Raw genomic sequence first — 21,998 nt, 5'->3', positions numbered from 1 at the left:
CCGAGGTTATGCCTCCGGCCCGGCGGGCGCGGGCGCGGGGCCGACCGGCGCGCCGAGCAGCCGCCCATCGCGGTAGACCAGCGCGCGGGAGGCGCGCGGCACCGCCCAGGCGGGCGTGCCGGGGGCCGGTTCGCCGTCCTCCTCGGGCACCACCACCTGCACCAGCGGCCCGTCCCCGCCGCCCGCGGGCTCCAGCGTGACCAGCAGCGCGGTGCCCATGTTCTCCACCACGCCCACCCTGCCGGGAAGGCCGTCCTCGCGCGGCTCGTACGACAGGTCGGCGTACTCCGGGCGCACGCCGTACGTCACCGGCGTCCCGTCGGGCAGGTCGCGCGCCGGGCCGGGCGGGGTGAGCCGCGCCCCGGCCACCAGCAGCGCGCCTCCCTCGGCGCGGCCCGGCAGCAGGTTCATCGGCGTGGCGCCGATGAAGGCGGCCACGAAGGTGGTGAGCGGCCGCTGGAAGACCTCGGCAGGGGTGCCGACCTGGGCCAGCCGCCCGCCGGACATGACGGCCACCCGGTCGGCGAGGGCCAGCGCCTCCCCCTGGTCGTGGGTGACGAAGACGGTGGTGACGCCCAGTTCGCGCTGCAGGCGCTTGAGGAACGTGCGGGCGGTGAGGCGCAGCCGGGCGTCCAGGTTGGACAGCGGCTCGTCGAACAGGAACGCGCGGGGACGGCAGGCGATGGCGCGGGCCAGCGCGACGCGCTGCTGCTGGCCGCCGGAAAGTTGCGCGGGCCGCCGGTCCAGCAGGCCGGAAAGGTCCAGCCGGTCGGCGGTGGCGGCGGCCCTGGCCCGCCGTTCGGCCCGGCCGACCCGTTTGACGCGCAGCGGGTAGGCGATGTTGGCGGCGACGTCCATGTGCGGGAAGAGGGCGTAGTCCTGGAAGACCATCGCCACGTCGCGGCGGCCGGGCGGCAGTGCCGTGACGTCCCGGCCGCCGATGCCCACCCGCCCGGCGGTGGGTGTCTCCAGCCCGGCGATGGTTCGCAGCAGCGTGGTCTTGCCGCAGCCGGAGGGGCCGAGCAGCGCCAGGAACTCCCCGTCGGCGATCTCCAGATCCAGGTCGTCGATGGCCCGCACCCCGCCGGGGAACTCCTTGACCAGGCCGCGCAGCGAGATCATCGCTTGATCCCTCCGTGGAAGCGGAAGCCGTACCTGCCGCTGACGAAGACGTACATGAGCACGACCGGCAGCGAGTAGACCAGCGAGAACGCCGACACCAGCGGCAGGTCCGGCTGCCCGCCCTCGGTGTAGAGCGTGTAGAGGATCACCGAGCCGGGGGCCAGCCCGGGGTCCCTGATCAGGATGAACTGCAGCAGGAACCCGCCCCAGACGTTGGCCACCGTCCAGACCGCGATGGTGGCGAGCCCCGGGCGGATCAGCGGCACCACGACGTGCCGCAGGATCTGCAGCGGGCTCGCCCCGAACACCCTGGCCGACTCCTCGTAGGAGGCGGGGGTGGCGTCGGTGAAGTCCTTCAAAATGAAGATCGCCGCGGGCAGCAGGCCGCCGGAGACCACCAGGATCACGCCGAGGTGGGTGTCGATCAGGTTGAGCCGGGTGGCCAGCTCGAAGATCGGCACCATCGCGGCGGTCCCGGTGACGATGGAGGACATCAGCAGCAGCAGGTACAGCAGCAGGTCGCGGCCGGGCACCTGGACCCGGGACAGGGCGTAGGCGGCGAGCGCGGCGAGCGTCACGACCAGCGCCGCCGCCCCGCCGGCCTGGACGGCGGAGTTGACCAGCGAGCCCACCGCGAACGGGTTGTCCAGCAGGGCGCGGAAGTTGGCCAGCGTGAACTCCGGCACCGACACCCGGATCGAGGCGCCCGCGTCGAAGGGGGCGGTGGCCAGCCACAGCATGGGCAGCGCGAAGAAACCGAGCAGGACGGCGACGAAGGCGGCCACGCCGAGCCTGCCGAGCACGTGCCCCACGACGTGGCGGGCCCTGTCGCGGGACTCGGCGACGTCGTGCCCGGCGGCGTTCACATCGCACTCCGGCCGGCGGGCGCGTTCCTGGCCCGCAGCAGGCGCAGGTAGATCAGCGCGAAGACCAGGTTGATCAGCAGGATCAGGAACGACACCGCCGCCCCCGCGCCGAGTCGCCCGCCGTTCAGGGCGATGGCGTAGACGTAGACGGGCAGGATCTCCGAGCGCCCCTCGGGCCCTCCCGCGGTGAGCAGGAACGGCGTGAAGTCGTTGAACGTCCACAGGCTGATCAGCAGCAGGTTGGTCAGCACGTGCCCCTTGACGCGCGGCAGCACCACGTCGGTGAACTGGCGGGCGGTGGAGGCGCCGGCCAGGCGCGCGGTCTCCAGGTGGGAGGGCGGCACGTTCTCCAGGGCGGCGGAGTAGAGCATCATCGAGAAGGCGGTGCCCCGCCAGACGTTGAACACGATGATCGAGAGCATCGGATGGTCCAGCAGCCAGGCCGTGCCCGGGGTGTTCAGCAGGGCGTTCAGGGTGCCGCCGTCGCGGTCCAGCAGGGCGATCCACAAGAACGCCACCACCGAGCCCGGCAGGATCCACGACAGCAGCACCAGGCCCTCCACGGCCCGCCGTACGGGGGTCCGCAGGCCGCGGGCCACCCAGGCCACCGCGAAGCCCAGCACGGCCTGCCCGGCGACCGCGGAGCCCAGCACGAACTGCACGGTCAGCCACAGCGAGGAGCCGAACCGGGCGTCGGTGAGCGCGCCGACGTAGTTGTCCAGGCCGACGAACCGGGGCTCGGCCGCGGCGAGCCCGGTGAGCCGGTAGTCGGTCAGCCCCAGGTAGACCGTCCACAGTGCCGGGAAGACCAGGAACACCCCGATCAAGACCAGTGCGGGCAGGACGAACGCGATGGCCCGGCCGCGGCCCAGCCCGGCGGCGTCGGTGCCCATCGGTCAGGCCGGGGTGATGGCGGAGGCGCCGACGAGTTCGGTGAGCCTGCGGTGGTAGGCGGCGGCGGCCTCCTCGGGGGAGCGCCCGGAGACGATCGCGGCGGTGGCCTCCTGCAGGGCGGCCGACACCTCGGGGTAGACCGCCAGCGGCGGCCGGTAGGCGGTCACCGGCAGCGCCTCGTCCGCGACGAAGGAGAGCATGGGGTCGCGGCCGAGCACCTTGTCGTTGACGTCCGTCCTGGCCGTGACCCGCGCCTCGCCGCCGAGTTCGGCGGTGACGGCCTCGGCGGAGTGCATGAACGACAGCAGCTCCCAGGCCAGCGCCGGATGCTTCGACCTGGGGTTGAGCACGCGGGCCGACCCGCCGGACATGCTAACGAAGTCCTGGCCGCGCAGCCCGGCGCCGGGCCGGGCGGCGGGGATGAGCGCGTACCCGACGACCCGGTCGCGGTCCTTCATCGGGTTGACCCCGACGGCGGGATCGACGACCGAGCGCCAGAGGTAGTCGCCCTCGGCCAGGATGCCGATCCGGCCCTCGGCGAACTCCAGGAACGACTTGTCGCGGCCCTGGGCCTCCTGCTGGATCCTGGGGTCGCCCAGGCCGCCGGAGTAGATCTCGCGGTAGAGGCCGAGGACGTCGCGCAGCGCCCTGCCGCCGCCGGTCCACTTGCCGCCCGAGTAGATCTCCGTGCCGGTGCCCGCGAGCAGCGGCAGGACGCCCTGCATGGTGGTGGCCTCGCCCATCGCGGTGCCCGCGTTGATCTGGATCGGCGTGACGCCGGGGAGCCGTTTCAGCGCCCGCGCCGCGTCGATGACCTCCCGCCAGCTCCGCGGCCGCCAGCGCGAGGTGAGACCGGCCCTGGCGAACAGCTCCTTGTTGTAGTAGAGCACCCGGCCGTCGGTGCCGACCGGCAGCGCGTACTTGCGGCCCTCGAAGATCCCGAGCCCCTGCACGGCGGGCGGGATCTGCTTCCAGCCCTCCCAGGAGTCCACCGCCGCCCCGGCCACCTCGCGCAGCGGCCTGAGGTATCCGGCCTGGGCGAACTCGCCGATCCAGATGCCGTCGACGTCGATCACGTCCGCGCCGCGGCCCGACTTCAGGTCAAGCGCGATCTTGGTCTTGTAGACCTCGTCCTCCACGCCGTTGGGCTGGAACCGGACGCGGACGTTCTGCCCCGCCGCCCGCCTGGCGGCCTCGAAGCGGGGGATCACCCAGTTCTCGATCCAGTCGGCGCCCTTGGCGTTCTTCCCGCCGGAGATGGCGTTCTGCGTGATGGTGAGGGTGATCGCGCCACCCCCTCCGCCGTCGCCGCCGCACCCGGCCGCGGTGAGCGCGAGCGCCAGGGCGGTGACCAGGGCGCCGAGTGTCGTCGCAGGCCGGCGGGGTAGTCTCACGGGAACCTCCTCGGGGAGGTACGGAGCCACGGCATATGGGACGTGCAACCACATCGACCATCGCATGCCCGTAGTCGGGCGTAAAGCTTCGTGCCGGTGAACGGGGGACGAAGCGACGCGGTTCGCGCTTAGCTGATCGTGGGAAGTGCAAGCAACGGACCAAGATGAGTAGGGTCGCCCTATCGGTTCGTACGTTTGGGAGGGAGTCGCGTGGCATCGCACAGGGACCTGCCCACGGGACTGACGGACAGCCTGTCAGTGGACCCCGGCGGCTCGCCGCTCGCGGAGTTCGCCGGGCCGCGCCAGCGGCGGCGGTTCCACTCCATCGGCTCCGGATCGATCTTCGCCAGGGGATCGCTGACGCTCTACCGCCTGGACACGCCACCCCGGACGGCCCCACCGCACCGCTGAGGCCCGCGGCAGAGTCATCGGCCCCCCTGATCAACGGCACTGAACGAGGAGAGGAAAGCCACCGGTGTCCATGCCCTTTGGATACGTCCCGGCAGAACAGCAGATGCGGGACAAGGCCGACTACGCGCGGAAGGGCATCGCGCGGGGCCGCAGCTCGGTCGTGCTCCAGTACGAGCACGGCATCCTGTTCGTCGCGCACAACGCCTCCCAGGCCCTGCACAAGATCAGTGAGATCTACGACCGCATCGGGTTCGCGGCCGTCGGGCGCTACAACGAGTTCGAGTCCCTGCGGCTCGGCGGCATCCGCTACGCCGACATCAACGGCTACACCTTCGACCGGGGCGACGTCACCGCCCGCGGCCTGGTCAACGTCTACGCCCAGAACCTCGGCATGATCTTCACCGACTCGATCAAGCCCTACGAGGTGGAGATCGTGGTGGCCGAGGTCGGGGCCTCGCCCGAGCAGGACCAGATCTACCGGCTGACCTTCGACGGGTCGGTGACGCACGAGCACGGCATGGTGGCGATGGGCGGGCAGGCCGACGCCGTGGCCACCCGGCTGCGCGAGCGCTACCGCGAGGGGCTCTCGCTGCCCGAGGCGCTGCGGGTCGGCGTCGCGGCGCTGACCGAGCCGGACGGCGACCCGCCGCCCACCTCGCAGATCGAGGTGGCGGTGCTGGACCGCAACCGGCCGCACCGCAAGTTCCTGCGGCTGGTCGGCCCGAGGCTCGCCGCGCTGCTGGCCGAGGGCGCCGCCCCCGCCGAGGGCGCGGAGGCCGGGGGCGAACCCTCCGCGGCCCCCGAAACGCCCGCCCCGGAGTCCAAGCCGGGCCCCTCGGGCCCGCCGACCGGGCCTGAGGACGGCGATATCGACACCGGATCGGGCGACTGACGGCCCCTCGCGGGGTACATGTACGGCCATGCCGCGTTTCCGCCGTGCGAGGTCCGCAGGGCCCGGTACGGCGGAAACCGGCGACCAAGATCTCGCGTGGTGCCGACGAGGGGACTAGTGTGTGGTGATGGATCGTCGCATCTTCGGTCTGGAGAACGAGTACGGCGTCACCTGCACGTTTCGGGGGCAGCGCCGGCTGTCGCCCGATGAGGTGGCCCGGTATCTCTTCCGGCGGGTCGTGTCCTGGGGCCGGTCCAGCAACGTGTTCCTGCGCAACGGCGCCCGCCTCTACCTCGACGTGGGCAGCCACCCCGAGTACGCCACCCCCGAGTGCGACAACGTCGTGGAACTGGTCACCCACGACAAGGCGGGGGAGCGCATCCTTGAGGGCCTGCTCGTCGACGCCGAGAAGCGGCTGCGCGAGGAGGGCATCGCCGGTGACATCTACCTGTTCAAGAACAACACCGACTCGGCGGGCAACTCCTACGGCTGCCACGAGAACTACCTGGTCGGGCGGCACGGTGAGTTCGGCAGGCTGGCCGACGTACTGATCCCGTTCCTGGTGACCCGGCAGATCATCTGCGGCGCCGGCAAGGTCCTGCAGACCCCGCGCGGCGCGGTCTACTGCGTCTCCCAGCGGGCCGAGCACATCTGGGAGGGCGTGTCCAGCGCCACCACCCGGAGCAGGCCGATCATCAACACCCGCGACGAGCCGCACGCCGACGCCGAGCGCTTCCGCCGGCTGCACGTCATCGTCGGCGACTCCAACATGAGCGAGACCACGATGCTGCTCAAGGTCGGCGCGACCGACCTGGTGCTGCGGATGATCGAGGCGGGCACCGTGATGCGGGACCTGTCGCTGGAGAACCCGATCCGGGCCATCCGCGAGGTCTCCCACGACATGACCGGGCGGCGGCGGGTGCGGCTGGCCAACGGGCGTGAGGCGTCGTCGCTGGAGATCCAGCAGGAATACCTCTCCAAGGCCAGGGACTTCGTGGATCGGCGGGGCGGCGACGAGATCGCCCACCGGGTGCTGGAACTGTGGGAGCGCACCCTGCGCGCGGTCGACACCGGCGATCTCGACCTGGTGTCGCGGGAGATCGACTGGGTCACGAAGTACCAGCTCATCGAGCGCTACCGCAACAAGTACGACCTGCCGCTGTCCTCGCCGCGGGTGGCCCAGCTCGACCTGGCCTACCACGACGTGCACCGCAGGCGCGGCCTGTTCTACCTGCTCCAGCGGCGCGGCTCGGTGGAGCGGGTGGCGTCCGACGTCAAGATCTTCGAGGCCAAGTCGGTGCCGCCGCAGACCACCCGGGCGCGGCTGCGCGGCGAGTTCATCCGCAGGGCGCAGGAGAAGCGGCGCGATTTCACGGTCGACTGGGTGCACCTGAAGCTGAACGACCAGGCGCAGCGCACGGTGCTGTGCAAGGACCCGTTCCGCAGCGTCGACGAGCGGGTGGACAAGCTGATCGCGGGCATGTAGGGAGCCCCGCCGCGGGCCGCCGTGTTGTTTACCCTTCCCGTACAGGCGAGCGGGTAGGGTGACGCGGACAGCCGCCTCCTAGAGGGATACCTATACCAATGCGACGCCGCCTGGCCGTACTCGCCGCAGTACCCCTGTTGTTCGCCGCCGCCTGCGGCTCGGAAGGGGGCAAGTCGGCCACGTCGGCGTCGGCCCCCGCGGGGGACATCACCGTGACGGGTGCCGCCAACGCCAAGCCGACCGTGAAGTTCCCCGCGGGCGCGCCGGCCAAGACCTCCACCTCCAAGGTGATCACCGAGGGCCAGGGCACGCCGGTCAAGATGGGCGACACGGTCGTCACCAACATGACCCTCTACACCTGGGACGGCAAGACCAACGCCCCGGGCGGGTCCACCTACGACGCCGGTTCCCCGGAGCTGGTGCCGCTGTCGGCGCAGCTGCCCAAGGTGATCCAGGACGCGTTCGTCGGGGCCAAGCCGGGCGGCCGCTTCTACGCGGTCGTGGCCCCCGACAGCTACTCCAAGAAGGACCTCGACCAGGCCAAGGCCCAGGGCGCCGACCTCAGCATGGCGCAGGTCTTCGTGGTCGACGTGATCGGCACGGCCAAGAGCATGGCCGCGCAGGGCGCGGCGGTGAAGCACAAGCTCAAGGGCGTCGATCTGGAGCACCCGGGCGGTGACAAGGCGCCCAAGCTCACCACCAAGACCAAGGAGAAGGCGCCGAAGGAACTGGTCGCCGAGACGGTGATCAAGGGCGACGGCCCCGCGGTGAAGTCCGGCGAGACCATCATGGTCCAGTACACCGGCAAGATCTGGGGCAGCGACACCGAGTTCGACAGCAGCTGGACCAGGGGCAAGCCGGTGTTCTTCCAGATCGGCACCGGCAAGGTCATCAAGGGCTGGGACCAGGGCCTGGTGGGCGTGCCGGTCGGCAGCCGCGTGCTGCTCAGCATCCCGCCGGACCTCGGCTACGGCAAGAGCGGCCAGGGCGACAAGATCAAGGGTGACTCGACCCTCGTCTTCGCCGTCGACGTCCTGGGCGCCTACAACCTGCCCGCCTGAGCGGGCTCTTACGCGGGGCGGGCCGGTCGGGCCGCCCCGCGTTCTAAACTCCCTGTGTGGAGGATCTTCAGGCCATCGCGCTGCTCCAGGACGAGGTGCGCCGGGCGCTCTACGACTTCGTGGCGGGCGCCGGGCGCGACGTCGGCCGGGAGGAGGCGGCCCGGGCGACCGGCGTGCAGCGCACCCTGGCCGCCTTCCACCTGGACAAGCTGGTCGAGGGCGGGCTGCTGGAGGTGGGTTTCGCCCGGCTGGGCGGGCGCGCGGCCGGGCCTGGCGGCGGGCGTCCCGCCAAGGTCTACCGGCGCGCCGCGGGGACGCGGGAGGTCAGCGTGCCGCCGCGCGACTACCGCACGCTCGCGGTGGTGCTCGCCGAGGTCGTGGACGAGCTGGGCGGGGAGCGGACGGCCGAGGCCGCCGCCCGCCGGGCCGGCGCACGTCTGGCCGGGCACGGCCCGCTGGAGGTGGCGCTGCGCGACCACGGCTACGCCCCCTACGACGACGGCGACCGGATCAGGCTGCGCAACTGCCCCTTCCACGTCCTTTCCGAGGAGCACCCACTGCTGGTGTGCTCGATGAACCTGGCGCTGTGCCAGGGCCTGCTGGACGGTCTGGGCGATCGGGAGACGGTGGCGCGGTCCGACCCCGCGCCGGGGCGGTGCTGCGTCTCGTTCTCTAAAACTAATGAGGATTGACATAGAGGGCCGGGCGATGATGTGCTGTTCGCATGCACCTCGCCGAGCTCAACATCGCGCACATGCGAGCCCCCAAGGAGTCGGCCGTGATGGCCGAGTTCGTCGCCGCACTCGCCCCGCTCAACGCCCTCGCCGATGAGGCGCCGGGCTTCGTGTGGCGGCTGAAGGGCGGTGAGGAGCCCGACGCCACGGTGATCCACGGCGACGACGTACTGATCAACTTCTCCGTCTGGGAGAGCCGTGACACGCTGTGGAACTACGTCTACCGCACCGCGCACCTGCCGGTGATGCAGCGGCGCAGGGAGTGGTTCCACCGCATGGCCACACCGTACGTGGTCATGTGGTGGATCGAGGAGGGCGTCATCCCGACGCTGGAGGAGGGCATGGCGAGGCTGGAACGCCTGCGTGCCGAGGGCCCGGGGCCGCAGGCGTTCACCTTCAAGAACTTCTACGAGCCCCCCGTCGCCGCGAGCGCCGCGGCCAGCCGCCCGGCGGCGGCCGAAGTCAGGAAGTAGGCCAGGTCCGCGTCCAGGCCGCGGCCCATCGTGGACAGCCTGACCGGCGATGCCGCAAGGGCCTCGCGCAGCCCGTCCACCGGCACGTTCACCAGCTCGTGCCGCTCGCCGAGCGGAGCGGCCTGCGCGCTCACCCGGGCGCCGAACTCCCCGGGCAGCTCGGGCACCGCCACCGCGGCGCGGGCCAGCGCCACCCGCCCGTAGGCGGTCAGTGAGTGGTGGGAGACCCCGACGTGGCGCTCCCTGGCATCGCCCTCGCTGACCCGCAGCGCCGCCACCGGCCGGCCGGACAGCACCGCCGCCGCGTTGACCGCCTCGCCCGCCGACACGCCCGAGAAACCCCAGCGGGTGCCCGTGCCGAGATTGCCGGGGCCCTGGGTCACGATCGCCACGTCCGCGCCGAGCACGTGCCGGGCGGCCAGCAGGCCGGTGTGGGTGGTCACCGTCTCGACATCGCCGCCGAACGCCTGCCCCACGGTGACCACGCCGGTCAGCCAGCCCGCCTCGCGCAGGCTCGCGCACGACATCGAGAACCAGGCGGGCAGCGCGCCGCCGTCGAGCATCACGTACGCGACCTTGAGCTCGGGCCGCCCGCCGTGGCGGTCGTACAGGCCGCACAGGATCGGCGCGAGCGCCGAGTGCAGGTCGGCCACGACCACCGGCATCCCGTCCACGGAGTCGGCGTCGCGCAGCGTCTCGTGGTGCGGGGAGTCCTGTTCGTCCGCGCCGAGCACGGTGGCCTGCATCGGGGTGTACCTGGCCTTGACCAGGTGACCGGGCCCCTCGGGATCGGGGGGCAGCCGGTCGGGCACGGCCACCACCATGGCGTAGCCGCCGGTGCCCAGGCCCATCGCCAGAGCCGTCGTGTTGAGCAGGACCGTATCGCCGGGTTGCGGACGCCCGACCAGCGCCGGATAAGCGAGCGCGCGCACCTGTTGTCCAGATAGGCTCACCTGGAGTTCGACGGCGCCGTCCCACTCCCGCCGGATTTCCACCACTTCGCCCTTACGCCATCTGATCACGCCGGAAGGGTAGTGGACGCTGGCGCCCGCTGACGCGCGCCGACGCCCCCTGGGACGCGGTAGCGTCTCCTTGGAGGAAGGAGGGGACCGGATGTCGCGGCGCAAGACCGAGCGCCTGCTCAATCTCGTGATCTGCCTGCTGGCGACCAGCCGTCCGCTGCCCGCGGATCAGATCCGCCAGGTCGTGCCCGGCTACGACCGCGACGGCGACGAGGCGTTCCAGCGGATGTTCGAGCGTGACAAGAACGAGCTGCGGGAGATCGGCATTCCCATCGAGGTCCACAAGGACCCCTGGGACGACGAGCCGGGCTACCGCATCGTGCGGCAGGCGTACGAGCTGCCGGAGATCACGCTCGCGCCCGACGAGGCCGCCGTGCTCGGCCTGGCCGCGCAGGTGTGGCGGCGGGCCAGCCTGGCCGAGGCCGCGGGCGGGGCGCTGCTGAAGCTCCGCGCCGCCGGGGTGGAGACCCAGGAGAGCGGGATGGACGCGCTGGAGCTGCGCGTGGACACCCGCGACCCGTCCTTCCCCGCGCTGTGGGAGGCCGTCCGCGACCGCCGCGCCGTCCGCTTCGACTACCGCACGGCCGGCAGCGGCCAGGCCCGCACCCGCACGGTCGAGCCGTGGGGCGTGGTCAGCCGCCGCGGGCGCTGGTACATCGTCGGCCACGACCGCGACCGCGACGACCACCGGGTCTTCCGGCTGAGCCGGATCACCGGCGCGGTCACCCCGGTCGGCCGCCCCGGCGCGGTCCGCGTGCCGCCGGGCGTCGATCTGCGCGAGATGGTCGGCTATCGCGATGACCAGGCGATGCCCGAGCGCACCGCGCTGCTGCGGCTGCGCACCGGCACCTGCCAGGGCGTGCGCCACCTGGCCAGGGAGGTGCGCCCGGCCGGCGACGGCTGGGACGAGGCCGAGGTGGTGTTCGCCGACCCCGAGCGGCTGGCCGGCTGGCTGGCGAGCCTCGGTTCCGACGTCGAGGTCGTGGACCCGCCCGACGCCCGCGACGCCGTCATCCGCCGTCTGAAAGGGGCCATGGCGTGAGCGCGTCGGCCGACCGTCTCCCGCGCCTGCTCGCGCTGGTGCCGTATCTGATGTCGCACCCCGGCGCGCAGGTCGCCGAGGTCGCCAAGATCTTCGCGGTGAGCGAGAAGCAGCTCATCGACGACCTGCAGCTCGTGTGGATGTGCGGGCTGCCCGGGCACACGCCGGGCGACCTCATCGACGTCTCCTGGGACGGCGGCGAGATCCTGATCGACAACGCCGAGACCATCGCCAGGCCGCTGCGGCTGGCCGTGGACGAGGCCAGCGCGCTGCTGGTGGCGCTGCGGATGCTGCTGGAGTTCCCCGAGTTCGCCGAGATGGGCGACCGTGAGGCGCTGGCCCGGGTGATCGCCAAGCTGGAGCGGGCGGCGGGCGAGGCCGCGGCGGCGGTCAGCAGCCAGGTCGCGGTGGAGGTCGACGTCGAGGCCGCGCCCGACGCGCTGGCCGCGGTGCAGGAGGGGCTGCGCGCCCGGCGGCGGCTGTCGCTGCGCTACTACGTGCCCGGCCGCGACGAGGTCACCTGGCGCGAGGTCGATCCGATGCGGCTGGTGTTCGCCGACGGGCGCCCCTACCTGGAGGGCTGGTGCTACCGGGCCGAGGCGGTCCGGCTGTTCCGGCTGGATCGCATGCAGGAGGTCCGGGTGCTCGATGTGGCGGCCGAGCCGCCCGCCGGGGCCGAGTCCCGCGATGTCGCCCAGGGCGTCTTCCTGCCCTCGCCGAGCGATGAGCTGGTGGAGCTGGAGGTCACGCCCGACGGCCGCTGGGTGGCCGAGTACTACCCGTGCGAAGAGGTCAGGGAGCTGGGGGAGGGCCGCCTGCGGGTGGCCCTGCGGGCCCGCGACCAGGGCTGGCTGGTACGCCTGGCGCTGCGGCTCGGCGACACCGGGCGGGTGGTCTCGCCGCCCGCGCTGGCCGCCGCGGTGCGCGAGCGGGCCGGGGCCGCGCTGGCCCTGTACGAACGCGAGCCGGCCCGATGACCTGGGTCTTCGCCGGGGTCGGGGTGGCCTTCGCGGGCGTCGTCGTCATCGCCGTGCTGGCGATTCGGGTGCTGGCCGCGGCGCGGAAACTGCACCGGGAGCTGGAACGGGCCAGGGCCCGGTTAACCCCCAAACAGGACATACTTCGACAAAAGATCGACGCTTTGCGGCACCCGGAATGATGTGGCCGCGCTCTCGGCAGCGTACGATCGGTGTCAGTGAAAGAACGCCGCTCGGTGTAAAGGATGTGTCATGCCCAACCTGGGACCTACTGAGCTGATCATCATCGCGGTCATCTTGGTGTTGCTGTTCGGTGCCAAGAAGCTTCCTGACGCCGCCCGTTCGATCGGCCGCTCCATGCGCATCTTCAAGTCGGAGACCGCGAAGCTGCGCGAGGACGACGAGACCACGGTGGACAAGGTCGACGCGCAGCAGCAGCAGCCCGCCCAGCCCCAGCCGCAGATCCACCAGGCCGTCGTGCTGACCCCTGAGGAGCAGGCCAGGATCCTCGCCGAGCGCGAGCGGGCCCAGGCCGGCGGCCTCAAGGACAAGCTGAGCTGACGGCCCCGGCCTCGGCCCCAGGGCCGGCCCGCTCACGCCTACTCCTCCCCGAGACCAGGACACCCGTATGGCTCTGCTGAAATGGCCCAAGCCCGGCGCCGACGGGCGGGACCCCGAGGGGCGCATGCCCCTGATGGAGCACCTGCGCGAGCTGCGCAACCGGCTCGTCATCGCGGTCCTCGCGGTCGTCGTGGGCACCGTGGTGGGGTTCCTCTTCTTCGACCCGGTGTGGGCCTTCCTGAAGGCGCCGTTCTGTGACACGGCGGCCGCGCAGCAGTTGCGGCCGGGGGACTGCAGCCTGGCGGTCGGCGGCATCTTCCAGTCCTTCTTCCTCACCCTGCACGTCTCGGCCATGGTCGGGCTCGTGCTGGCCTCTCCGGTGTGGCTCTACCAGATCTGGGCGTTCGTCACCCCGGGCCTGTACCGCAACGAGCGGCGCTACACGGTCGGCTTCCTGGGCCTGGCCATCCCGCTGTTCCTGGCGGGCGCGGCGCTGGCCTACATCGTCCAGGACACCGCGCTCGGGCTGCTCCTGGGCTTCGCCCCCGACGACACCGTGCCGCTGATCCAGATCGACGAGTACCTCAGCTACACCATGATCATGCTGTTGGTGTTCGGCATCTCCTTCGAGCTGCCGCTGCTGATGGTGTTCCTCAACATCATCGGCGTGCTCCCGCACCAGACGGTGAAGAAGCACCGGCGCATGGTCATCTTCCTGATGTTCGTGTTCGGGGCCGTGGCCACGCCCGGCGGCGAGCCGCTGACCATGATGGCGCTGGCGGCGCCCATGGTCATCCTGTTCATGCTGGCCGAGCTGTTCATGTTCCTGCGCGAGAAGCGGCGGCCCGCGGGCGAGGACTATTCGAGCCTCGACGACGACGAGGCATCGCCACTGGATCTCGGCGGCTCCGACGACCAGGAACCGGCACGCTAGCCCGACGCCCGGAACGGCCGGACTCCGGCCACTCTGAGATCTACTTTGTAAAGGAGCCGGCCGGTTTCACACCGGACGGACCGACCGGAATCCCGGTATCGGTAGGCTGAGCAGCATGACGACGCCAGCGGAGCGGTATGCGGCCTTCCGGGAGAGCATCGCCCACGAAGGCCCCGCGATGAGGTCGTTCCGCGAGTTGTACGACTTCGAGCTGGACGAGTTCCAGATCGACGCGTGCCACGCCCTGGAGGCCGGTGACGGAGTGCTGGTGGCCGCGCCCACCGGCTCGGGCAAGACGGTGGTCGGCGAGTTCGCCGTCCACCTGGCCCTTGAGCAGGGGCGCAAGTGCTTCTACACCACCCCGATCAAGGCGCTGTCCAACCAGAAGTACAACGACCTGGTGAAGCGCTACGGCACCAAGAAGGTCGGCCTGCTCACCGGCGACAACAGCGTCAACGGCGAGGCCCCGATCGTGGTGATGACCACCGAGGTGCTGCGCAACATGCTCTATGCCGGGTCGGCGACGCTGGCCGGGCTGGGCTTCGTGGTGATGGACGAGGTCCACTACCTGGCCGACCGGTTCCGCGGGGCGGTGTGGGAAGAGGTCATCATCCACCTGCCCGAGTCGGTGCGCGTGGTGGCGCTCTCGGCCACGGTCAGCAACGCCGAGGAGTTCGGCGAGTGGCTGGGCGAGGTCCGCGGCGACACCACGGTGATCGTCGATGAGCACCGCCCGGTGCCGCTGTGGCAGCACATGCTGGCCGGCAACCGGCTGTACGACCTGTTCGTCTCCGAGGAGGAGGGCGAGCGGCCGAGGGTCAACCCCGAGCTGCTGCGCATGTCCCGCGAGGAGGGGCGGCTCGGCGGCGGCCCGCCGCGGGGCAGGCGCGGGTACGGCAGGCCGCGCGGGTTTCGCGCGCCGAGCCGGGCCGACGTGGTGGAGCGCCTCGACGCCGAAGGGCTGCTGCCCGCGATCACCTTCATCTTCTCGCGGGCCGGTTGCGACGCCGCCGTCATGCAGTGCCTGTACTCCGGGCTGCGGCTGACCACCGAGCGGGAGCGGCACGAGATCCGCCAGATCGTGGACGAGCGCACCGCCCACCTGCCCGACGAAGACCTCGCGGTGCTCGGCTTCCTTGAGTGGCGCGAGTGCCTGGAGCGGGGCCTCGCCGCCCACCACGCGGGCATGCTGCCCACCTTCAAGGAGGTCGTGGAGGAGCTGTTCACCGAGGGCCTGGTCAAGGCGGTCTTCGCCACCGAGACGCTGGCCCTGGGCATCAACATGCCGGCCCGCTCGGTGGTCATCGAAAAGCTCGACAAGTGGAACGGCGAGACCCACGCCGACCTCACCCCCGGCGAGTACACCCAGTTGACCGGGCGGGCCGGGCGGCGGGGCATCGACGTGGAGGGCCACGCGGTGGTGATCTGGCAGCCGGGCGGCGACCCGGTGTCGGTCGCCGGGCTGGCCAGCACCCGTACCTACCCGCTGCGCTCCAGCTTCCGCCCGTCGTACAACATGGCGGTCAACCTGGTGGGCCAGGTTGGGCGGGCACGGGCGCGCACGCTGCTCGAAGCGTCGTTCGCCCAGTTCCAGGCCGACCGGGCGGTGGTCGGGCTGGCCAGGCAGCTCCGCCGCACCGACGAGGCCCTGGCCGGCTACCAGGACGCGATGACCTGCCACCTGGGCGACTTCAGCGAGTACGCGGCGCTGCGCAGGCGGCTGTCGGACCGCGAGTCCGACCTGTCCCGCCAGCGCACCGCGGCCCGCCGGGCGCAGGCGATCAGGTCGCTGGAGGCGCTGCGGCCGGGCGATGTGATCCGGGTGCCCGCCGGACGCCGGGCGGGCCTGGCGGTGGTGCTGGACCCGGGGCTCAACCCGCGTGGCCTGGCCGGGCGCGGCGAGGGGCCCTCGCCGCTGGTGCTGACCATCGCCAAGCAGGTCAAGCGGCTGTCGGCGGCCGACTTCCCGGTGCCGGTGGAGCCCGTCGAACGGCTGCGCATTCCAAAGAACTTCAACTCCCGCGCCCCGCGAGACCGCGCCGACCTGGTGGCCACCATGCACGCCAAGCTGGGCGACCGCGATCTCGGCAAGCCGCCCAGGGCCAGGGACCACGCGGTGGAGGACGAAGAGGTCACCGAGCTGCGGCGGCTGATCAGGCAGCACCCCTGCCACGCCTGCGAGGAGCGCGAGGACCACGCCCGCTGGGCCGAGCGCTACTACAAGCAGCTGCGCGAGAGCGAGGGGCTGCGGCGCCGGGTGGAGAGCAGGTCCCACGTCATCGCCCGTACCTTCGACCGGGTGTGCGGGGTGCTGGACCAGCTCGGCTACCTGGACGGGGAGACGGTGACCGTGCAGGGCAGGCGGCTGGCCGCACTCTACACCGAGCTGGACCTGCTCACCGCCGAGTGCCTGCGCTCGGGGCTGTGGGACGCGCTCGACCCGGCCGAGCTGGCGGCGTGCGTGTCGGCGCTGGTCTTCGAGTCCCGCCAGTCGGACGAGGCGCGCCGCCCCAAGATCCCGGCGGGGGAGGCCACCGAGACGCTGGCGGCCATGGTCCGGCTGTGGGGCGACCTTGAGGTCATCGAGGAGAGCCACGGGCTGTCGTTCACCCGCGAGCCCGACTTCGGGTTCGCCTGGGCGGCCTTCCGCTGGGCCCGCGGGCACAGCCTGGACGCCGTCCTGACCGACGGAGCGGGCGGCACGGAGCTGGCGGCGGGCGACTTCGTGCGCTGGATGAAGCAGCTCCTGGACCTGCTCGGGCAGATCGGCGACGCGGCGGCCCCGCAGAGCCCGGTCAAGAAGAACGCCTCCAAGGCCATGGACGCCATCCGCCGCGGCGTCGTCGCCTACACCTCCGTCACCTGACCCGCCCCGCCGGGGGTCCGCCGCCCTGTTTCCGGCGAGGGCCGGGGGTCGCCCGGTCACTCGGTTCCGGGGGCGCGGCGGGTCTCTCCGGCCTCGGCGGGCGTGACCGCCCGCCCCGGCCGCCGGGGATCATGGCGGGGCGGATGGGTCAGGCGGTGGTCTTGGCCAGGGCGTCGAGGAGGCGGTTGAGGGGGCCGTCGAGGCCATGGCGGTCGGCGAGGGCGACCAGGGCGCGCTTGTCGCGGGGCTCGGCGGGCAGGGTCAGGTCGATGTCGGGCAGCGGGGCGTCGTGCGCGACCTTGACGACGGCGGGGGCGACCCGCAGGTAGTCGCGGGCGGCGGACAGCTTGGTGCGGGCCCCGGCGGGGAAGCCCTCGGTCTGCCCGGCGTCGAGGGCCGCGAGCATCGCGGGCAGGTCGCCGAAGCGGTTGATCAGCGCGGCGGCGCTCTTGTCGCCCACGCCGGGCACGCCGGGCAGGCCGTCGCTCGGGTCGCCGCGCAGCGTGGCGAAGTCGGCGTAGGTCCGGCCGGGGATGCCGTACTTCGCGGTCACCGCGGCCTCGTCCACGACCTGGAGGTTGCGGATGCCGCGCGCGGTGTAGAGGACGCGGATCTGCCGGGCGTCGTCCACGAGCTGGAACAGGTCGCGGTCGCCGGTGACGATGTCGACGGGGCCCTTGGCGCGGGCCGTGCAGGTGCCGATGATGTCGTCGGCCTCGTAACCGGCCACGCCGATCCTGGCGATGCCGAGGGCGTCCAGGGTCTCCTCGATGATCGGGACCTGCGGCGCCAGCGCGTCCGGCACGTCCTCCTGGTCGCCCTCGGCGACCCGGTGGGCCTTGTACGACGGCACCGCCGCCACCCGGAACGCCGGCCGCCAGTCGGCGTCCATGCACGCCACCAGCTCGGTGGGGGAGCCGGAGCGGACCAGGGTGGCGATCATGTCGATCAGGCCGCGGACGGCGTTGACCGGCCGGCCGTCCGGAGAGGTGACCGACTCGGGCACGCCGTAGAACGCGCGGAAGTAGAGCGAGGCGGTGTCGAGCAGCATCAGTCCGGGCATGACCCTCATCCTCGCACGGCCTACATTGGACCCGTGACCTCTGATCTGTACCCCGTGGCCCGGCTCGCCGCCGCGCAGGAGGCGACCCGGCGGGCGGGCATCGACGCGCTGTTGCTGACCCCCGGACCCGACCTTCGCTACATCACCGGTTATGAGGCGTTGCCGCTGGAGCGGCTGACGTGCCTGGTGGTCCCGGCCGCCGGTGACGCCTTCTTGATGGTGCCCCGGCTGGAACTGCCCGCCGCCGAGCACTCTCCGGCGTCGCGGCTCGGTGTGGAGTTCGTGGCCTGGGAGGAGACCGACGACCCCTTCGCGCATGTGGCCAAGCGGCTGGGCGGCGGGGTGGCCAGGGTCGCCCTGGCCGATCGGATGTGGGCGATGACCTCGCTGCGGTTCCGTGACGCGCTGCCGGGGGCCGAGCAGGTGCTGGCCTCATCGGTGCTGCGCGAGATGCGGATGCGCAAGAGCCCGGCCGAGGTGGCGGCGTTGCGCGAGGCGGGGGCCGCGATCGACGCGGTGCACGCCCAGGTGCCCGGGTTCCTGCGCCCCGGCCGCACCGAGCGCGAGGTGGGGCGGGACATCGCGGACGCGATCATCGCCGCCGGGCACGCCACGGTCGACTTCGTCATCGTGGCCTCGGGGCCTAACGGCGCGAGCCCGCACCACGACCTGTCCGACCGGGTCATCCAGGCGGGCGAGCCGGTGGTGGTCGACATCGGCGGCCAGATGCCGAGCGGCTACTGCTCCGACTCCACCCGGGTCTACTGCGTGGGCGAGCCGCCCGCCGACTTCGCCGCCTACTACGAGGTGCTGCGCCAGGCCCAGGAGGCGGCCTGCGCGGCGGTACGGCCGGGCGTGACGTGCGAGTCGATCGACGCCGCGGCCCGCCGGGTGATCGAGGAGGCCGGGTACGGCGAGCTGTTCATCCACCGCACCGGCCACGGCATCGGCCTGGAGACCCACGAGGACCCCTACATCGTGGCGGGCAACGCCGAGCCGCTGGCTCCCGGGTTCGCGTTCTCCGTCGAGCCGGGGATCTACCGCTCCGGCGCGCACGGCGCGCGTATCGAGGACATCGTGGTGTGCGGCGAGGACGGCGGCGAGCGCGTCAACGTCCGTCCCCGCGAGCTGGTGGTGGTCTGAGATGCCGGTCGAGCGGGTGCTGCCCTCCCAGGAGGGGCACGACCTGATCGAGCTGACCAGGGAGATCGCCGCCAAGGAGGTCGCGCCGCGGGCCGCCGCCGAGGAGTCGGCGGGGCGTTTCCCGCGCGAGGTGTTCCGCACGCTCGGCGCCTCGGGGCTGCTCGGCCTGCCCTATCCCGAGGAGTACGGCGGCGCGGCCCAGCCGCAGGAGGTCTACCTGCAGGTGGTCGAGGAGCTGGCGGCGGCGTGGCTGGCGGTGGGCCTCGGGGTGTCGGTGCACACCCTGTCGTGCTTCCCGGTGGCCTCCTACGGCGACGCCGCGCAGCGCGAGCGGCTGCTGCCCGCGATGCTCGGCGGTGAGCTGCTGGGCGCGTACTGCCTGTCGGAGCCGCAGTCCGGCTCGGACGCGGCGGCGCTGACCACCCGCGCGGTACGCGATTCCGAGGGTTTCGTGGTCAACGGCGTCAAGGCGTGGACCACCCACGGCGGCGTGGCCGACTTCTACACCGTCATGGCCCGCACGTCCGACGACGGCGCGCGGGGCATCTCCTGCCTGCACGTTCCGGCCGGGACCGCCGGGCTGTCGTTCGGCGCGCCGGAGCGGAAGATGGGCATGCGGGCCTCGCCGACCGCGCAGGTCCGCCTCGATGACGTCCGGCTGCCCGCGGAGGCTCTGGTCGGAGCCGAGGGCGAGGGCTTCAAGATCGCCATGGCGGCGCTGGACGGCGGGCGGCTGGGCATCGCCGCGTGCGCGGTCGGCGTGGCCCAGGCGGCCTACGACGCGGCGGTGGCCTACGCCAGGGAGCGGCGGCAGTTCGGTTCGCGGATCGCCGACTTCCAGGGCGTCGGGTTCATGCTGGCCGACATGGCCACCACGATCTCCGCCGCGCGGGCGCTGTACCTGGACGCGGCCCGGCTGCGCGACGCGGGCCGCCCGTACGGCACGCGCGCGGCCATGGCCAAGCTGTTCGCCACCGACGCGTGCATGCGGGTCACCACCGACGCCGTGCAGATCTTCGGCGGCTACGGCTATGTCGAGGACTTCCCGGTCGAGCGGTACATGCGCGAGGCGAAGGTGTTGCAGATCGTGGAGGGCACCAACCAGATCCAGCGGCTGGTGATCTCCCGGGCGCTGGCCAGGGACTGATCCCGGGCGCGCGTCAGGTCCCGGGCGGCGGGGCCGCCGCTTCGGCGTCGCCCCGCCAGGGCAGCTCGACGGGCGCGGCGGGCAGGTCACCGGCGAGCAGCCCGGGCAGCAGGCCGGTGAGCCGCAGCGGCAGGATCAGCTCGTCGGTGGCCAGCAGCTCGGGCAGGCTCCACCAGCGGTGGGCGGAGATGAGCTCGCGTTCCAGGTCCTCCTGGGCGCTGGTGTCCAGGGTGTGCTCCTCGACCCGCAGGAAGAAGAACGAGTCGCTGGCCCGGACCGGCACGCCGTCGAACTCTGTCGGCCCCGCGGTGCGGGCGACCACCGGTCCGAGGCGCGCGGCCGGTACGCGCAGCCCCGTCTCCTCCCACAGCTCGCGGGCCGCGGCGTCGGACAGCGCCTCGCCGTCGTTGACACCGCCGCCGGGGGTGCCCCAGAAGTGCGGGCGCCCCCAGTGCGCGGAGGCGCGGAAACGGAACATCAGCAGCCGGTCGCGGGCGTCCACGAGCAGGACGCGGGCGGTGGTCCGGGCCAGGGGAGGGGTCATTCCCCGATGCTAGGGGAACCCGCGTGCCGGGAGCGGATCAGGGCCGGTCGCCGAGCACGAGGCGTTCGGCCAGGCGCCGGTACTCCTCCTTGGCCGGCAGGTCGCGCGAGACGTGGACGCGCCGCCGGGTGGTGGTGACGTCGGCGCCGCGGATCGGGTCGTGGCCGACGCGCTCATAGGTCTCCCACCACAGGCCGACGCCGTGGCGCTGCCAGGCGGGCAGCTCCTCGAAGTGGACGCCGTGCCGGGACAGCAGTTCGTTCTTCTCGGCCACGCCGGTGCGGTCGAGCCTGCGCGCGGCCTGGGCCTGGGTGTTGCCGGCCTTGCGCAGCGTCCAGTAGCACCAGCCGTTGAGCGCGCACCGCCCGGCGTCGGCCTGCCGCCACGACAGGTAGTCCACGACGTCTTCGACGCCGGCGCCGATCCACACGCGGCTGTCGAACCGCACGGGTTCGCCCGCCGCGTGGGTGAAGGCGGCGGTGGCCACGGCCGCCGAGATGGACACCAGCTTTTCCAGCTCGCGGCCGAACAGGTCGAACCCGGGCGGCAGCACCACGGAGATCTCGTCGCTCTCGGTGTAGGCGTAGCGCCCGGTGAACTCCTCCAGCAGGCTGCGCGCCGCGGTGGTCATCAGCTCGGAGAAGCGGGCGTCGAAGGGCTTGTCGAAGTTGCCCTCGGTGTAGCGGGAGAAGCCCCGGCCGTCCACCCTGATGATCGCCCAGGCCCCTGGGGGCACGGTCAGCGAGTGGAACCACTCCCGGGCCCGCATCCTGGCTTCCAGCTCGTTGCTGTTCACATGTCGCCTTCCCTCGGCCTTCTCCTGCCATCATGGCGGATCGGCGGGCGCGCGCTGTGGTACGCCGGGTGGCCGGGCCGCTACCTTGGTGCGGGTGGAGGAGATCGATCGCAGGATCGTCACGTTGCTGGCCGCGGACGGCCGCATGAGCTTCACCGATCTGGCCAAGGTGACCGGGCTTTCGGTCTCGGCCGTGCATCAGCGGGTGCGCCGCCTGGAAAAGCGGGGGGTGATCCGGGGGTACGCGGCACTGGTGGATCACGACGCGGTGGGGCTGACGCTGACCGCGTTCATCTCCATCAAGCCGATCGATCCGGCCGCGCCGGACGACGCGCCGGAGCGGCTGGCCCACCTGACCGCGATCGAGGCGTGTCACAGTGTGGCGGGCGAGGAGAGCTACATCCTGAAGGTGCGCGTGCGGGGCCCGCTGGAGCTGGAGGAGCTGTTGCAGCAGATCCGGGCGGCGGCCAACGTCTCCACCCGGACGACGGTGGTGCTGAGCACGCCGTACGAGCATCGCGCCCCGGCGCTGACGGCCGAGCACGAGCCCACCGGCGCCGACTGACCCGC

General features: G+C 72.3%; 23 protein-coding genes. 15 read left to right on the top strand and 8 right to left on the bottom strand.

Going from position 1 to position 21,998, the window contains the following annotated elements:
* Positions 1-6: 6 nt before the first annotated feature.
* From DP939_RS17220 to DP939_RS17205, 4 genes are read right to left on the bottom strand one after another with little or no spacing between them, the layout of a single operon-like run.
* Positions 7-1,122 (bottom strand): ABC transporter ATP-binding protein, encoded by a 1,116-nt coding sequence (locus tag DP939_RS17220; RefSeq protein WP_113981720.1) that lies wholly within the window; start codon positions 1,120-1,122, stop codon positions 7-9.
* Positions 1,119-1,988 carry a carbohydrate ABC transporter permease gene (locus tag DP939_RS17215; RefSeq protein ID WP_225878304.1) on the bottom strand — a complete coding sequence of 290 codons (870 nt, stop codon included), beginning with the start codon at positions 1,986-1,988 and terminating at the stop codon, positions 1,119-1,121. The genes DP939_RS17220 and DP939_RS17215 overlap by 4 nt, the downstream gene beginning before the upstream one ends.
* Entirely contained in the window at positions 1,985-2,881 is an 897-nt protein-coding gene (locus tag DP939_RS17210; protein WP_113981719.1) for a carbohydrate ABC transporter permease, read from the bottom strand. The genes DP939_RS17215 and DP939_RS17210 overlap by 4 nt, the downstream gene beginning before the upstream one ends.
* Before the next feature lie 3 nt (positions 2,882-2,884).
* A complete protein-coding gene (locus tag DP939_RS17205) occupies positions 2,885-4,276 on the bottom strand; it encodes an extracellular solute-binding protein (protein WP_199565212.1) in 1,392 nt (463 codons plus the stop codon).
* 210 nt (positions 4,277-4,486) lie between these two features.
* On the opposite strand from DP939_RS17205, the gene DP939_RS45455 reads away from it, so the two are divergent.
* The 6 genes from DP939_RS45455 (at position 4,487) to DP939_RS17180 (ending at position 9,333) form a co-directional block, all read left to right on the top strand.
* Positions 4,487-4,687 carry a hypothetical protein gene (locus tag DP939_RS45455; protein WP_147268029.1) on the top strand — a complete coding sequence of 67 codons (201 nt, stop codon included), beginning with the start codon at positions 4,487-4,489 and terminating at the stop codon, positions 4,685-4,687.
* 70 nt (positions 4,688-4,757) lie between these two features.
* Positions 4,758-5,579 carry a proteasome subunit alpha gene (gene prcA / locus DP939_RS17200; protein WP_199565235.1) on the top strand — a complete coding sequence of 274 codons (822 nt, stop codon included), beginning with the start codon at positions 4,758-4,760 and terminating at the stop codon, positions 5,577-5,579.
* Positions 5,580-5,706: 127 nt separating this feature from the next.
* Positions 5,707-7,065: a Pup--protein ligase gene (gene pafA, locus DP939_RS17195; RefSeq protein WP_113981876.1), complete on the top strand. Its 1,359-nt coding sequence runs from the start codon at positions 5,707-5,709 to the stop codon at positions 7,063-7,065.
* Positions 7,066-7,163: 98 nt separating this feature from the next.
* The gene (locus tag DP939_RS17190; RefSeq protein WP_113981716.1) at positions 7,164-8,126 is read left to right on the top strand and encodes an FKBP-type peptidyl-prolyl cis-trans isomerase; all 963 of its coding nucleotides are present in this window, start codon (positions 7,164-7,166) and stop codon (positions 8,124-8,126) included.
* Positions 8,127-8,182: 56 nt separating this feature from the next.
* Positions 8,183-8,818: a helix-turn-helix transcriptional regulator gene (locus tag DP939_RS17185; protein ID WP_113981715.1), complete on the top strand. Its 636-nt coding sequence runs from the start codon at positions 8,183-8,185 to the stop codon at positions 8,816-8,818.
* Positions 8,819-8,850: 32 nt separating this feature from the next.
* Entirely contained in the window at positions 8,851-9,333 is a 483-nt protein-coding gene (locus DP939_RS17180) for a DUF3291 domain-containing protein (protein WP_113981714.1), read from the top strand.
* On the opposite strand, the gene DP939_RS17175 is transcribed toward DP939_RS17180, so the two are convergent.
* Positions 9,267-10,355: a DUF3866 family protein gene (locus DP939_RS17175; RefSeq protein WP_113981713.1), complete on the bottom strand. Its 1,089-nt coding sequence runs from the start codon at positions 10,353-10,355 to the stop codon at positions 9,267-9,269. The two genes, DP939_RS17180 and DP939_RS17175, sit on opposite strands and share 67 nt — an antisense overlap.
* Before the next feature lie 91 nt (positions 10,356-10,446).
* Here DP939_RS17175 and DP939_RS46985 point away from each other — a divergent pair, with 91 nt between their 5' ends.
* The 6 genes from DP939_RS46985 to DP939_RS17150 all read left to right on the top strand — a co-directional run bounded on the left by DP939_RS46985 (position 10,447) and on the right by DP939_RS17150 (position 16,735).
* Complete coding sequence (locus DP939_RS46985) at positions 10,447-11,397, top strand: helix-turn-helix transcriptional regulator (RefSeq protein ID WP_199565211.1); 951 nt, start codon at positions 10,447-10,449, stop codon at positions 11,395-11,397.
* Positions 11,394-12,374: a helix-turn-helix transcriptional regulator gene (locus tag DP939_RS46980; protein ID WP_225878303.1), complete on the top strand. Its 981-nt coding sequence runs from the start codon at positions 11,394-11,396 to the stop codon at positions 12,372-12,374. Before DP939_RS46985 ends, DP939_RS46980 begins: the two co-directional genes overlap by 4 nt.
* On the top strand, positions 12,371-12,556 hold the full coding sequence (locus DP939_RS17165; RefSeq protein ID WP_113981712.1) for a hypothetical protein: 186 nt from the start codon (positions 12,371-12,373) through the stop codon (positions 12,554-12,556). Before DP939_RS46980 ends, DP939_RS17165 begins: the two co-directional genes overlap by 4 nt.
* 70 nt (positions 12,557-12,626) lie before the next feature.
* Positions 12,627-12,935, top strand: a complete 309-nt coding sequence (gene tatA, locus DP939_RS17160) for a Sec-independent protein translocase subunit TatA (RefSeq protein WP_113981711.1) — start codon at positions 12,627-12,629, stop codon at positions 12,933-12,935.
* A gap of 67 nt (positions 12,936-13,002) precedes the next feature.
* Positions 13,003-13,869: a twin-arginine translocase subunit TatC gene (tatC, locus tag DP939_RS17155; protein ID WP_113981710.1), complete on the top strand. Its 867-nt coding sequence runs from the start codon at positions 13,003-13,005 to the stop codon at positions 13,867-13,869.
* Positions 13,870-13,984: 115 nt separating this feature from the next.
* Positions 13,985-16,735 (top strand): DEAD/DEAH box helicase, encoded by a 2,751-nt coding sequence (locus DP939_RS17150; RefSeq protein WP_113981709.1) that lies wholly within the window; start codon positions 13,985-13,987, stop codon positions 16,733-16,735.
* A gap of 148 nt (positions 16,736-16,883) precedes the next feature.
* Here the strand turns inward: DP939_RS17150 and DP939_RS17145 are convergent, their stop codons facing one another.
* The gene (locus tag DP939_RS17145) at positions 16,884-17,798 is read right to left on the bottom strand and encodes a 5'-3' exonuclease (protein ID WP_113981708.1); all 915 of its coding nucleotides are present in this window, start codon (positions 17,796-17,798) and stop codon (positions 16,884-16,886) included.
* 33 nt (positions 17,799-17,831) lie between these two features.
* Here DP939_RS17145 and DP939_RS17140 point away from each other — a divergent pair, with 33 nt between their 5' ends.
* Together DP939_RS17140 and DP939_RS17135 are read left to right on the top strand one after the other, a co-directional pair.
* Complete coding sequence (locus DP939_RS17140; protein ID WP_113981707.1) at positions 17,832-18,941, top strand: M24 family metallopeptidase; 1,110 nt, start codon at positions 17,832-17,834, stop codon at positions 18,939-18,941.
* Between the two features lies 1 nt (position 18,942).
* A complete protein-coding gene (locus DP939_RS17135; RefSeq protein ID WP_113981706.1) occupies positions 18,943-20,088 on the top strand; it encodes an acyl-CoA dehydrogenase family protein in 1,146 nt (381 codons plus the stop codon).
* 13 nt (positions 20,089-20,101) lie between these two features.
* On the opposite strand, the gene DP939_RS17130 is transcribed toward DP939_RS17135, so the two are convergent.
* Both DP939_RS17130 and DP939_RS17125 read right to left on the bottom strand, forming a co-directional pair.
* Positions 20,102-20,632: an NUDIX hydrolase gene (locus DP939_RS17130; protein ID WP_113981705.1), complete on the bottom strand. Its 531-nt coding sequence runs from the start codon at positions 20,630-20,632 to the stop codon at positions 20,102-20,104.
* Between the two features lie 37 nt (positions 20,633-20,669).
* A complete protein-coding gene (locus DP939_RS17125; protein WP_113981704.1) occupies positions 20,670-21,428 on the bottom strand; it encodes a tRNA(His) guanylyltransferase Thg1 family protein in 759 nt (252 codons plus the stop codon).
* A gap of 94 nt (positions 21,429-21,522) precedes the next feature.
* Between DP939_RS17125 and DP939_RS17120 the strand changes: the two genes are divergently transcribed.
* Positions 21,523-21,993 carry an Lrp/AsnC family transcriptional regulator gene (locus tag DP939_RS17120; protein ID WP_199565210.1) on the top strand — a complete coding sequence of 157 codons (471 nt, stop codon included), beginning with the start codon at positions 21,523-21,525 and terminating at the stop codon, positions 21,991-21,993.
* Positions 21,994-21,998 lie beyond the last annotated feature (5 nt).

This window comes from Spongiactinospora rosea (genome assembly GCF_003315795.1).
GTDB classification, from domain to species: Bacteria; Actinomycetota; Actinomycetes; order Streptosporangiales; family Streptosporangiaceae; genus Spongiactinospora; species Spongiactinospora rosea.
The sequence above is the reverse complement of the archived record's forward strand: the minus strand, read 5'-3'. Positions and strand labels throughout refer to the sequence as shown.